This is a genomic window from Enterobacter sp. kpr-6, from assembly GCF_900116015.1.
In the GTDB taxonomy this organism is placed as follows: domain Bacteria; phylum Pseudomonadota; class Gammaproteobacteria; order Enterobacterales; family Enterobacteriaceae; genus Enterobacter_D.
This window is the reverse complement of sequence record NZ_FOYH01000001.1, coordinates 461,992-475,216: the sequence shown is the minus strand read 5'-3', so window position 1 is coordinate 475,216 and position 13,225 is coordinate 461,992. Positions and strand designations below refer to the sequence as shown.

Below are 13,225 nucleotides of genomic sequence, written 5' to 3'. Positions count from 1 at the left end.
ACAGAGGAAAAGACTGATTTTTCGTTCGTTTACCCATCTTTGCAAACGCAGCCGTTATTCAAACGGCGGCGGTGCCAGCACTTCACGGTTACCGTTATGCCCCTGCTCGCTGACGATACCCTGCGCTTCCATCTGCTCAATGATACGCGCCGCACGGTTATAGCCGATGCGGAACTGACGCTGTACGCCGGAGATGGAGGCTTTGCGTTTTTCGGTGACAAAATTGACCGCCTGATCGAACAGCGGATCCAGCTCCTCGCCCCCGTCGACGCTACCACCACCGCCGCCTTCGCTTTCGCTGTCGGAAGTAATGCCTTCAATATATTTCGGACGTCCGCGCGCTTTCCAGTCCTGCACCACGGCATGAACTTCTTCATCACGGACAAAGGCACCATGAACACGCACCGGCGCTGATGAGGAGTTCGGCCCGGAATAGAGCATATCCCCCATGCCTAACAGCGATTCGGCACCCGACTGATCGAGAATGGTACGGGAGTCAATTTTACTCGACACCGTAAACGCAATACGCGTTGGGATGTTGGCTTTGATAAGTCCGGTGATCACATCCACGGATGGACGCTGCGTCGCCAGGACCAGGTGAATACCCGCCGCACGCGCTTTTTGCGCCAGACGGGCAATCAGCTCTTCGACTTTCTTGCCGACGGTCATCATCAGGTCAGCAAATTCATCCACCAGGACAACAATGTAAGGCAGTTTTTCCAGCACCGGATGAGTCACATCCATGCTGTCGCCAGGCTTCCAGTAAGGATCCGGGATAGGACGCCCCATCCGCGCGGCTTCTGCAATTTTCTCGTTATAACCCGCCAGGTTACGCACGCCGAGCGCTGACATCAGCTTGTAGCGTTTCTCCATCTCATTGACGCTCCAGCGCAGCGCGTTGGCCGCGTCTTTCATGTCGGTGACAACTTCGGTCAACAGATGAGGAATGCCTTCATAGACTGACAGTTCGAGCATTTTCGGGTCGATCATGATGAACTTCACGTCTTCCGGCTGCGCTTTATAGAGCATGCTGAGGATCATGGCGTTCACACCGACCGATTTACCGGAACCCGTCGTACCGGCTACCAGCAGATGCGGCATCTTGGCGAGATCGGCGACCACCGGTTCGCCCGAGATATCTTTACCCAGCACCACGGTAAGCGGAGATGGGTTATCGCGGAATTTATCGCAATCCAGCACTTCACGCAGATAGACGGTCTGACGCTTTTTGTTCGGTAACTCCAGGCCCACATAAGGCTTGCCCGGAATGACTTCCACGACACGCACCGCGACGGTGGAAAGAGAACGCGCCAGATCGCGGGACAGATTGGAGATACGTGCCGCTTTCACACCGGGGGCCAGGTTTAACTCAAAGCGGGTGATCACAGGGCCTGGCGAGTAGTTCACCACGTCGGCTTTAATGCGGAAGTCGTTCAGTCTGGCTTCCACAAGGCGAGCCATTTGCTCAAGGGCAAAGGTGTCCACCGGTTCAGTTTCAGAGGGCGGCTGCGTCAGCAGATCCAGCGACGGCAGAAGCGTCGTCGGTTTTTGCACCGGGCGGCTGTCACCATTACGCATTAACAGCGGATGGATCAGACTCTCCTTCGGCGCTGGCGGTGCCTGATACTGCGGCTGCGCAGGCGGCTGATATTGCGGCGGCTGTGCTACAGGTTGAACAGGCTGTTGATACTGTGGCGGCTGCGCTACAGGTTGAGCTGGTTGTTGATACTGCGGTTGCTGTACCGGCGCTTCTGGCATCGCACCCGGTGTAAACAGCGGTTCAACCGGGCCGTCATTCACCAGCGCTTTCGTAGGTGAGAAGTCGAAATCAGCAGGCGTGAACGGGCTTTGAGCCGCAGGCTGATTGCCGGCGTAACGCTGTTGCTGTGTGGCAGCAAACTGGCGGGCCAGTTCTGCTTCAGCCGCATCATCTTCATTTTCTTGCTGGTAAGCAGGCGCATCATGCTGATATTCCTCGCCATACCGATTTTGCTGCGTGGCGGCGAACTGACGGGCTAATTCGTCCTGCTGCATCGCATCCGCATCATCTTCATTAAAGTCATCTGATGGCAGCTCGTTTTCACGGGCGCGCTCTTCCGCCATTCGCTGAGAAGGCAGTTTAATACCGTATGACGCCAGTTCCCGGCGCGTCGGTACACGTACGCGGTTCGGGCGAGGTAGTTGCGGACCAATCCCCTCTTTGACCTGCGGACGTGGCGCACCACCGCCAGCCAGGCTGAATACCGGACTTGCGGCAGCAGCACCTGTCGCAGTGGCTGCGGCGGCTTCTTTTACGCCAGCTGCAACTGGCGCAACGACAGGAGCAGGCTCGACCACAGGCGGCTGCGGGATCACAGGTGCAGGCTGCTCAACAGGCTCAGGGATAGGCTGATACCAGGCTGCAAGCTGCTCGCGTTCACGGGCGCGTTTTTCTTCCACTTCTTCAAAATAGTAAAGCGGTGGACGCGTCTGTTTAACGTCATTCGGTTCCGGTTCCGGTTCCGGCTCGGCTATAGGCTGTACTTCAGGCTCTGGCTGATATGCCTGCGGCTGCGCACCATAAGGCTCCGCATCCGGAATATAAGGCTGCGGCGCTGGCTGCTGCCAGGCTTCAGGTTGTGCATGTTGCGCAGCATAATAATCAGGCTGCGGATGCACAGGCTCAGCGCTCTGTTGATACGCAGGCGGCTGCTGGAGAGGAAGCTCCTCAGCGGGGGCTGCGTGTGACGCATAAGATTGTGGCGGTGGAGCAATCTCTGGCTGCGGTGGCGACCAGGGAATATCCTGGGTAACGACCGGCTGTGCGGCAAATGGCATCGCCGGCTCAACGGGCGCAGCGTGGGCCTGTGCAGCCGTTGTTGCTACGGCTGCCGCTGCCAGCGGTTCGCTGACGCTATGACCGTTTAACAGCGGATCGTACTCATCCCACGATGCATCAGCGTTCGCTTTATGACCGGAAAACAGCACGTCGTCCGCGTCGGCTGCGACACCGCGCGCGCTGTACTGAATGTCTTCGTCGTCATCCATCCGGCGACCGGAGAACAACGCTTCATCGGTTTTACGCCCTAACGGGTTGGCAAACTTTTCCGCGACACGCTTACGGCGGGCAAGCGCACCCCGCATGATACGGGCGCGACGCGTCTCTTTCGCGACAGGTGCCTCTTCTTCTTCGTACTCGTCATCGTCGTATTCTTCATCGACCCAGGTATCATCACGACGCGTACGATTGCTGGCAAAAGTCAGCACATTCAACACCACGCTGCCGATTTTTTCAGCAATACTGACCCATGACCAGCCGGTAAAGAGCGTTAAGCCTGCGGCCCATACGCACAGCAGGGCAATGGTGCCGCCGCTGCTATGCAGTAACGGCATCATGGTGGTACTGAGCAAACTGCCAATGACCCCACCGGAGGCAAAGTACCAGATATCATCGGCGTTAATAGCCGCCAGTCCGCAGGAGGTGAGGATCAGCGCCAGCACGCCGATTAAACGCAGCGAGACCGCGAAATAATCAATGTAATCTTCGGTAGTGCGGTGACGCCAGGTAAACCAGCAACCGCCGACAATAATGACGGGAATGGTGTAGGCCATCACGCCAAAAATGAAAAATAGCGTATCGGCAAGCCAGGCACCCGGAACCCCACCCAGATTATGGATAGGTTCGTGCCATGCAGTTTGTGACCAGCTGGGATCGGATGGATTAAAGCTGAGCAGCGCTGCCATCAACCAAACGGCAAAAAGCGCAACAAGAATGAGTAACGCCTCCAGGAGTCGGCGTCCGCTGCTTAACGTTGTGAGTGTGACTTCTTTGTCTTCAGTATATTCCTGGCTCAAGAAAGGCTCTCCAGGTCCTTGATGCTAAAACGGAGAACAGCGCCGGGTATTCCCCGGCACTGCTGCTGTATGGATTAACAGGAGTGTAATCAAACTGCGTCGATTTTGCACCTGTTCCGTGTTAGCGCGTTTTAATTACCAGACGATTGCTTTGTTTGACTTCTTCCATCACCACATAGGTACGGGTGTCATTCACGCCCGGCAGACGCAGCAGGGTTTCGCCCAGCAGTTTGCGGTAGGCCGACATATCCGGTACGCGTGTTTTCAACAGGTAGTCGAAATCACCGGATACGAGATGACACTCTTGAATTTCTTCAAGTTTTTGCACTGCGGAGTTGAATTGCTCAAACACATCCGGCGCGCCACGATTCAGAGTAATCTCAACAAAAACCAGAAGTGATGCATCCAGATAATGCGGGTTTAGCAGTGCAGTATAGCCCTGAATAAAACCCTGTCTTTCCAGCCTGCGCACGCGCTCAAGGCACGGCGTTGGTGAAAGTCCCACTCGTTTAGAAAGCTCGACGTTGGAAATACGCCCATCCTTTTGCAACTCATTCAGAATGTTGCGATCGATGCGGTCGAGATCTTTACCAGGGCGCTTTTTACTATCTACCATTATTATTGTCTCTCTGTATTCCTTCCCTACTCCTGCCTTGACCCTGTGCACTTCACTGTAGAGAGTCTTCGCCCGTGGCCCTGCGCACCGCTCGTTATTATTTGTCGCGATACGCAATACCTGGGTCTGTATTGAGAAGACCGTTGCCTGCGGCAGCTATTGGCATCATGAATGGTGTCTGTCCACTCCATTCGCGATGGCAGTAACCCGGTAAAATGGTGTTTACATACATAGTGAATAGCCATGCACGAAACACTGCTTTTTTTCTTCCTCGAATGTTTTCGCAAATGCGCAGGGGATTGTCAAAGCAAAACATCTTTTTTTAGTACAACATGCCAGATATTCATCACGGGCACTGATGAAACCTCATTTTATCACCTTATAACTGACCGATTTTCAGTAGATTTTGTTATATTATTGCCATACCGCGAAGCCTGGACCCATCGCTGCGCCTATTGCACAAATCGTTAACAAAATTTCTGCACTCTTTTTTTACGTCTGTAAATTCCCTACAATCCTGCCTAATGTCTGCCAACAACAATGGGGATCTCATGGGCACGGCCAAACACAGTAAGCTACTTATCCTTGGTTCTGGACCTGCGGGCTACACCGCGGCTGTCTATGCCGCACGCGCCAACCTGCATCCGGTACTGATTACCGGCATGGAAAAAGGCGGTCAGCTCACGACCACCACGGAAGTAGAAAACTGGCCAGGCGATCCGAACGATTTAACCGGGCCGCTGCTGATGGAGCGCATGCACGAGCATGCTGCAAAGTTTGAAACTGAAATTTTGTTCGATCATATCAACAAAGTGGATCTGCAAAACCGTCCGTTCCGTCTGACCGGCGACAATGGTGAATACACCTGTGACGCGCTGATCATTGCAACCGGTGCTTCTGCGCGCTACCTCGGCCTGCCGTCGGAAGAGGCGTATAAAGGTCGCGGTGTGTCAGCCTGCGCGACCTGTGACGGCTTTTTCTATCGCAACCAGAAAGTCGCCGTCATCGGCGGGGGTAACACGGCGGTTGAAGAAGCGCTTTATCTGGCCAACATCGCCTCTGAAGTGCATCTGATCCACCGTCGCGACAGCTTTCGCGCAGAGAAAATCCTGATTAAACGTCTGATGGATAAAGTGGAAAGTGGCAATATCGTGTTGCACACCCACCGTACGCTGGAAGAAGTGACCGGCGATCAGATGGGCGTAAGCGGTCTGCGTCTGCGCGATACGCGCAACACCGATAACGTAGAGTCTCTTGACGTTGCCGGGCTATTTGTCGCTATCGGTCACAGCCCGAATACCGCCATTTTTGACGGTCAACTGGCGCTGGAAAATGGCTACATCAAGGTGCAGTCCGGTATTCATGGTAATGCCACACAAACCAGCATTCCGGGCGTATTTGCCGCTGGTGACGTAATGGATCATATCTACCGTCAGGCGATCACCTCCGCCGGTACGGGCTGTATGGCCGCGCTGGATGCTGAGCGTTATCTCGACGGACTGGCTGAAAACAATCAATAATTTCAGCAGTTACTCGTTTTAAAGACCAGGTAAAGAAGGCGACAATCAGTCGCCTTTATTTTTGCCGCGTTGTAACATTGCGCAGAATCTCAATAGCTAACCACCTGCAAAGCGCGCAATGAATAAAACCCGTCAACAAGAATTAACCCGCTGGCTTAAACAGCAAAGTGTGATTTCCCGTCGCTGGCTGATGATGTCCCGGATTCTGGGGCTGGTCAGCGGGCTGTTAATCGTGGCGCAGGCGTGGATGCTCGCCCGGATCCTCAACCATATGATTATGGAGAACATTCCCCGCGAGGCGATTCTCCTGCCCTTTATCCTGCTGGTGTTGATTTTCGTTCTCCGTGCATGGGTTGTCTGGCTGCGTGAGCGCGTGGGCTTCCATGCGGGTCTGCATATCCGCTTTGAAATTCGTCGGCTGGTACTCGACCGACTGCAACAGGCGGGGCCGGCCTGGATCTCAGGAAAACCCGCAGGCAGTTGGGCGACGCTGGTGCTTGAGCAAATCGACGATATGCACGATTACTACGCGCGTTATCTGCCGCAAATGGCGCTGGCCGCCATTGTCCCTCTGCTGATTGTGATCACTATTTTCCCGTCCAACTGGGCCGCCGCGCTGATCCTGCTCCTTACCGCACCGCTGATCCCAATGTTTATGGCGATGGTGGGAATGGGTGCCGCCGACGCTAACCGTCGCAACTTTAAAGCGCTGGCGCGGCTGAGCGGGCATTTTCTCGATCGCCTGCGCGGGATGGAAACGCTGCGTATTTTTGGTCGCGGCGAGGCAGAAACCGAGAATATCCGCCAGGCATCCCAGGATTTCCGTCGCCGCACCATGGAAGTGCTGCGCATGGCCTTTTTATCCTCTGGCGTGCTGGAGTTCTTCACTTCGCTATCCATCGCGCTGGTCGCGGTTTACTTTGGGTTCTCTTACCTGGGTGAGTTGAATTTCGGTCATTACGGGACCGGCGTAACGCTGTTTGCCGGATTCCTGGCTTTAATTCTGGCCCCTGAATTTTTCCAGCCCCTGCGCGATTTGGGCACTTTTTACCATGCCAAAGCACAGGCGGTAGGTGCCGCCGACAGCCTGAAAACCTTCCTTGAAACGCCGCTGGCGCACCCTGAACAGGGCGAGCAGGTGCTGAGTGCCGAGGAACCGGTCAGCGTGGTTGCACAGGATGCGGTGATTAAATCTCCGGAGGGGGCAATTCTCGCCGGGCCGCTTAACTTTACGCTGAGTGCGGGTAGCCGCGTGGTGCTGGTTGGACAAAGCGGCTCCGGGAAAACCTCGCTGCTCAATGCTCTCTCCGGTTTTCTCTCTTATGAAGGATCGCTGCTGATTAACGGCGTGGAACTGCGCGATCTCGATCCGCTGGCGTGGCGTAAGCAACTGAGCTGGGTCGGTCAAAACCCTCAGCTTCCGGCCACGACGCTGCGGGAAAACATTCTGCTGGCGCGCCCGGATGCCACCGGCGCGGAACTTAATACCGTGCTGGACAGCGCTTGGGTGAGCGAGTTTCTGCCCCTGCTGCCCCAGGGGATTGATACCCCGGTCGGCGATCAGGCTGCACGTTTGTCGGTGGGTCAGGCACAGCGAGTGGCGGTGGCCAGAGCACTGCTGAATTCCTGCCAGTTAATGTTACTGGATGAGCCCGCCGCCAGCCTTGATGCCCACAGCGAGCAGCGTGTAATGCAGGCGCTGGGCGAAGCGTCGCTACGTCAGACTACGCTGATGGTCACCCATCAGCCTGAAGGTTTAACGGACTGGGACAGCATCTGGGTCATGCAGAACGGGAAGATTATTGAACAGGGTGATTTCGCCACCCTCGCGGCAGCCGACGGTGCTTTTGCCGCCCTGCTCGCCCATCGCCAGGAGGAAATTTAAATGCGCGCACTTCTCCCTTATCTGGCGCTGTATAAACGTCATAAATGGTTGCTCACGCTGGGCGTGGTGCTGGCTATCGTCACTTTACAGGCCAGTATTGGCCTGTTAACGCTGTCGGGCTGGTTTTTATCCGCTTCCGCCGTTGTCGGCGTCGCCGGACTTTACAGCTTCAACTATATGCTGCCAGCGGCAGGCGTGCGCGGCGCGGCGATCACCCGCACCGCCGGGCGTTATTTTGAACGACTGGTGAGCCACGATGCCACGTTCCGCGTGCTTGAACACCTGCGCGTCTCCACCTTCAGCAAACTATTACCGCTTTCTCCGGCGGGCCTCGCGCGCTTTCGTCAGGGCGAACTGCTCAACCGTGTGGTGGCCGATGTCGACACGCTGGATCACCTGTACCTGCGCGTAATTTCACCGCTGGTGGGCGCGCTGGTGGTGATCGCCATTGTGACACTGGGGCTGAGCGTACTGGATGTGACGCTGGCATTAACGCTCGGCGGCATTATGCTGCTGACGCTGTTTATTTTGCCGCCGCTGTTTTACCGCGCCGGGAAGCCGACAGGTGAAAAGCTCACCCGCCTTCGCGGGCAGTATCGCCAGCAATTGACCAGCTGGCTCCAGGGCCAGGCTGAGTTGACCATTTTTGGTGCCAGCCAGCGCTATCGTTCGCAAATGGAAAATACGGAATTAAGCTGGCACGACGCGCAACGTCGCCAGTCTGAACTAACGGCTCTTTCCCAGGCGCTCATGCTTTTGATTGGTGGTTTTGCCGTGATCGCCATGCTCTGGCTGGCAGCCGGTGGCGTCGGGGCGAATACCCAGCCGGGTGCGCTGATCGCGCTGTTTGTTTTCTGCGCCCTGGCAGCGTTTGAAGCGCTGGCTCCGGTCACCGGTGCATTTCAGCACCTTGGCCAGGTCATCGCTTCGGCACGCCGGATCACCGAAATCACCGAATGCCCGCCAGAAGTCACTTTCCCGGATGCGCCCTCGACCGTCCCCACACAGGTGGAATTGCAGCTTAATGCTGTCTCTTTTACCTACCCTGGACAGGTGCAGAAAGCGCTGGATAACGTCACTTTAAATGTTACCGCCGGACAGCGGGTGGCGATCCTTGGACGCACCGGCTGTGGTAAATCGACGCTGCTGCAACTGCTGACCCGCGCCTGGGACCCTCAGGCAGGCGAAATACAGCTTAACGGTCAACAGCTGGCGGCGCTGAGCGAGGCCGCACTGCGCGCCAGCATCAGCATGGTGCCGCAGCGCGTCCATCTGTTTAGTGCCACCCTGCGCGACAATCTCCTGCTCGCCGCGCCTGCGGCAAGCGATGACAAATTAGCAGAGGTGCTGCATCAGGTCGGGCTTGAGAAGTTACTTGAGGATGCAGGGCTGAATAGCTGGCTGGGTGAAGGCGGTCGTCAACTTTCCGGCGGCGAACTGCGCCGTCTGGCGATTGCGCGCGCCCTGCTGCACGATGCACCGCTGCTGTTACTCGATGAACCGACCGAAGGACTGGACGCCACTACCGAAAGCCAGATCCTCGATTTACTTCATCGCGTTACACAGGGAAAAACCGTGCTGATGGTGACGCATCGCCTGCGCGGTTTGTCGCGCTGCGATCAAATAATAGTGATGGACAACGCTCAAATAATTGAGCAAGGTAATCACGCAGCGTTATTGGCGAAACAGGGTCGGTATTACCAGTTTAAGCAGCGTCTGTAAATTTATCCCTTGTCGCGTCGTGGAGCGTTGTTGTCATGCGCCTGGTTCAGCTTTCTCGCCATTCGATTGCTTTTCCTTCGCCTGAAGCGGCGTTGCGGGAGCCAAACGGATTACTCGCGTTGGGCGGCGATCTCAGCCCGGCGCGGTTGTTAATGGCCTATCAGCGTGGCATTTTCCCCTGGTTTTCCTCAGGCGATCCGATCCTCTGGTGGTCGCCCGATCCCCGCGCCGTGCTGGACCCGGCGCACTTTCATCTCAGCCGTAGCATGAAGCGCTTCCATAAAAGCTCGCCCTATCGTGTGACGATAAATCATGATTTTGGCGGGGTGATTCAAGGCTGTGCCGAAGATCGTGAGGAAGGTACCTGGATCACCCCGGATGTGCTGCTGGCCTATCACCGGTTACACGAACTGGGCCACGCGCATTCTATCGAGGTGTGGGAAGGTGATGATCTGGTTGGCGGCATGTATGGTGTTTCGCAGGGCGCGTTATTTTGCGGCGAGTCGATGTTCAGCCGCAGTATTAATGCGTCTAAAACTGCCCTGCTTATTTTTTGCGCCGATTTTCTGCGTCAGGGCGGTCGGTTAATTGATTGCCAGGTGCTGAATGAACATACCGCGTCGCTGGGCGCTGCGGAAATTTCCCGCCGGGAATATCTTCAGCAGCTCGATTTGTTACGCCAGCAAAAGCTAAGTCCACTCTTTTGGGTTCCCCGGACGTTATTTACCCCCGGTGGATGAATGTTTTCGGCACATTTTTTATCAGGGTGTTATAATGGACGCGCAGAGTAGCTTCTGCCTGTTGCCCCGCCACCGTTTGGGAATAGTTCGAATCAGGTAACGCCCTTCGTTTATCTTATCGCTCCCCTTTACGTTTGCGCTATTACGCGCCCGTTCGCGGCGTGAGGGTAATGCGCCAAGGCTGCTTTGCTGCGTTTTATCAGCGCAAATCTTTACTTAACAGACGAATTTCGGCATTATCTTGCCGGTTCAAAAATTTTGGTAGTGATACCCCCGAGGACTAGATGGCCAAAGAAGACAATATTGAAATGCAGGGTACCGTTCTTGAAACGTTACCTAATACTATGTTCCGCGTAGAACTGGAAAACGGTCACGTGGTAACTGCGCATATCTCCGGTAAAATGCGTAAAAACTATATCCGCATTCTGACGGGCGACAAAGTGACTGTTGAGTTGACCCCGTACGACCTGAGCAAAGGCCGCATTGTCTTCCGTAGTCGCTAATTACGCCATCGCTGGCGCATAAATATGAAAGGCCGGGCATTCCCGGTCTTTTTTATTTCCCTGACAGGGAATACCGCGCATAAAAAAACCGGGCTTTTGCCCGGTTTTTTATTATCGCGAGATTAATGTGCCGTTTCAGCTTTGTGCTTTTGCGCACTCTGGAAGCCGTAAGTCAGCTCATTTTTCTCTTTATCCAGCGCCACGGTTACCTGACCCCCATCAACCAGTGAACCGAACAGCAGTTCATTGGCGAGCGGTTTTTTCAGGTTATCCTGGATGACACGCGCCATAGGACGTGCGCCCATCGCCCGGTCATAGCCTTTCTCTGCCAGCCAGTCACGTGCTTCCTGACTGACTTCCAGCGAGACGCCTTTCTGATCTAACTGGACCTGAAGCTCGACGATAAACTTATCGACCACCTGATGAATCACCTCAGTGGAGAGATGATCGAACCAGATAATGTTGTCGAGACGGTTACGGAATTCCGGCGTAAAGATCTTCTTGATCTCACCCATCGCATCGGTGCTGTTATCCTGATGGATAAGGCCGATGGATTTGCGCTCGGTTTCACGCACGCCGGCGTTGGTGGTCATCACCATCACCACATTACGGAAATCCGCTTTACGGCCGTTGTTATCGGTCAGCGTACCGTTGTCCATCACCTGCAACAGAAGGTTAAAGACATCCGGGTGCGCTTTTTCGATTTCATCGAGCAGCAGTACCGCATGGGGATGTTTGATCACCGCGTCCGTTAACAGGCCACCCTGATCGAAACCAACGTATCCCGGAGGCGCACCGATCAGACGGCTCACCGTATGGCGTTCCATATATTCGGACATATCAAAACGCAGCAGTTCAATGCCCAGCGCTTTCGACAACTGCACTGTCACTTCGGTTTTCCCTACCCCGGTCGGCCCGGCAAACAGGAATGACCCTACTGGTTTGTGATCCTGCCCAAGTCCCGCGCGGCTCATCTTAATGGCTTCGGTTAAGGCCTCAATGGCTTTATCCTGACCAAAGACCAGCATTTTCAGGCGATCGCCGAGGCTTCTGAGCGTATCGCGGTCGCTTTGCGAAACGCTCTTCTCAGGCACACGCGCAATGCGGGCTACGACCGATTCAATATCCGCCACGTTAATGGTTTTCTTACGCTTGCTGATCGGCATCAGACGCGCACGTGCGCCCGCTTCGTCGATCACATCAATCGCTTTATCCGGTAAATGGCGATCGTTAATGTATTTCACCGCCAGCTCAACCGCCGCACGCACCGCTTTCGCGGTATAGCGCACATCGTGATGCGCTTCGTACTTCGGTTTCAGGCCGTTAATGATCTGCACCGTTTCTTCAACAGACGGTTCCGTCACGTCGATTTTCTGGAAGCGACGCGCCAGCGCACGATCTTTTTCAAAGATATTGCTGAACTCCTGGTATGTCGTGGAACCCATTACGCGGATCTTGCCGCTGGAGAGCAGCGGTTTAATCAGGTTTGCTGCATCCACCTGACCGCCGGACGCCGCGCCCGCACCGATAATGGTGTGGATTTCGTCGATGAACAGGATGCTGTTGGTATCCTGCTCAAGCTGTTTAAGCAGCGCCTTAAAGCGTTTTTCGAAATCGCCGCGGTATTTCGTTCCCGCCAGCAGCGAGCCAATATCCAGCGAATAGACGGTGCAGTCAGCCATGATTTCCGGCACGTCGCCCTGCACGATACGCCAGGCGAGGCCTTCGGCAATGGCCGTTTTACCAACACCGGATTCCCCCACCAGCAGCGGGTTATTTTTACGGCGACGGCACAGTACCTGGATCGCGCGCTCAAGCTCTTTATCGCGACCGATCAGCGGGTCAATCCCACCGACGCGAGCAAGCTGATTAAGGTTGGTGGTGAAGTTTTCCATACGTTCCTCCCCGCCTGCTTGCTCTTCTGTATTAGGTTGGTTACCCGGTTCGGACGCCTGGCCTGGCTCATCTTTGCGCGTACCGTGAGAAATAAAATTCACCACATCAAGACGACTGACTTCATGTTTGCGCAGCAGATAGGCCGCCTGCGACTCCTGCTCGCTAAAGATAGCGACCAGCACGTTCGCCCCGGTCACTTCACTGCGGCCCGACGACTGAACGTGGAAAACCGCACGCTGAAGGACTCGCTGGAAGCTGAGCGTCGGTTGCGTATCACGCTCTTCTTCGCTTAACGGCAGTACGGGTGTGGTTTGTTCGATGAAGGCTTCGAGTTCCTGACGCAGCGCGACCAGATCCACGGAGCACGCTTCAAGCGCTTCGCGAGCTGATGGGTTACTGAGCAAAGCCAGTAACAAGTGCTCTACGGTCATAAACTCATGTCGGTGCTCGCGCGCTCTGGCGAAAGCCATATTTAAACTGAGTTCCAGTTCCTGGTTGAGCATTGGGCA

Annotated in this window: 8 protein-coding genes; 5 read left to right on the top strand and 3 right to left on the bottom strand. The window is 55.3% G+C overall.

From position 1 onward, the window contains the following. Nucleotides 1–54 precede the first annotated feature (54 nt). On the bottom strand, nt 55–3,834 hold the full coding sequence (locus BM373_RS02195; protein ID WP_090458933.1) for a DNA translocase FtsK 4TM domain-containing protein: 3,780 nt from the start codon (nt 3,832–3,834) through the stop codon (nt 55–57). Between the two features lie 121 nt (nt 3,835–3,955). Continuing rightward, nucleotides 3,956–4,450 (bottom strand): leucine-responsive transcriptional regulator Lrp, encoded by a 495-nt coding sequence (lrp, locus tag BM373_RS02190; RefSeq protein WP_002439523.1) that lies wholly within the window; start codon nt 4,448–4,450, stop codon nt 3,956–3,958. A gap of 551 nt (nt 4,451–5,001) precedes the next feature. Here lrp and trxB point away from each other — a divergent pair. The 5 genes from trxB to infA all read left to right on the top strand — a co-directional run bounded on the left by trxB (nt 5,002) and on the right by infA (nt 10,820). Further along, nucleotides 5,002–5,970, top strand: coding sequence for a thioredoxin-disulfide reductase (trxB, locus tag BM373_RS02180; protein ID WP_177220102.1), 969 nt, complete (start codon nt 5,002–5,004; stop codon nt 5,968–5,970). Nucleotides 5,971–6,088: 118 nt separating this feature from the next. Continuing rightward, entirely contained in the window at nt 6,089–7,855 is a 1,767-nt protein-coding gene (cydD, locus tag BM373_RS02175) for a heme ABC transporter permease/ATP-binding protein CydD (protein WP_090458928.1), read from the top strand. Beyond that, entirely contained in the window at nt 7,856–9,577 is a 1,722-nt protein-coding gene (cydC, locus tag BM373_RS02170; protein ID WP_090458926.1) for a heme ABC transporter ATP-binding protein/permease CydC, read from the top strand. A gap of 35 nt (nt 9,578–9,612) precedes the next feature. Next, a complete protein-coding gene (gene aat / locus BM373_RS02165; protein ID WP_090458923.1) occupies nt 9,613–10,317 on the top strand; it encodes a leucyl/phenylalanyl-tRNA--protein transferase in 705 nt (234 codons plus the stop codon). A 284-nt stretch (nt 10,318–10,601) separates the two neighbouring features. Then, entirely contained in the window at nt 10,602–10,820 is a 219-nt protein-coding gene (gene infA / locus BM373_RS02155) for a translation initiation factor IF-1 (protein WP_001040187.1), read from the top strand. 122 nt (nt 10,821–10,942) lie between these two features. Here infA and clpA read toward each other — a convergent pair whose 3' ends face one another. Beyond that, nucleotides 10,943–13,219 carry an ATP-dependent Clp protease ATP-binding subunit ClpA gene (gene clpA / locus BM373_RS02150; protein WP_090458921.1) on the bottom strand — a complete coding sequence of 759 codons (2,277 nt, stop codon included), beginning with the start codon at nt 13,217–13,219 and terminating at the stop codon, nt 10,943–10,945. Nucleotides 13,220–13,225 lie beyond the last annotated feature (6 nt).

Coding starts and splice junctions, on each gene's coding strand:
- infA (WP_001040187.1), top strand. CDS start 10,602: ATGGCCAAAGAAGACAATATTGAAATGCAGGGTACCGTTCTTGAAACG.
- cydD (WP_090458928.1), top strand. CDS start 6,089: ATGAATAAAACCCGTCAACAAGAATTAACCCGCTGGCTTAAACAGCAA.
- aat (WP_090458923.1), top strand. CDS start 9,613: ATGCGCCTGGTTCAGCTTTCTCGCCATTCGATTGCTTTTCCTTCGCCT.
- clpA (WP_090458921.1), bottom strand. CDS start 13,219: ATGCTCAACCAGGAACTGGAACTCAGTTTAAATATGGCTTTCGCCAGA.
- cydC (WP_090458926.1), top strand. CDS start 7,856: ATGCGCGCACTTCTCCCTTATCTGGCGCTGTATAAACGTCATAAATGG.
- lrp (WP_002439523.1), bottom strand. CDS start 4,450: ATGGTAGATAGTAAAAAGCGCCCTGGTAAAGATCTCGACCGCATCGAT.
- trxB (WP_177220102.1), top strand. CDS start 5,002: ATGGGCACGGCCAAACACAGTAAGCTACTTATCCTTGGTTCTGGACCT.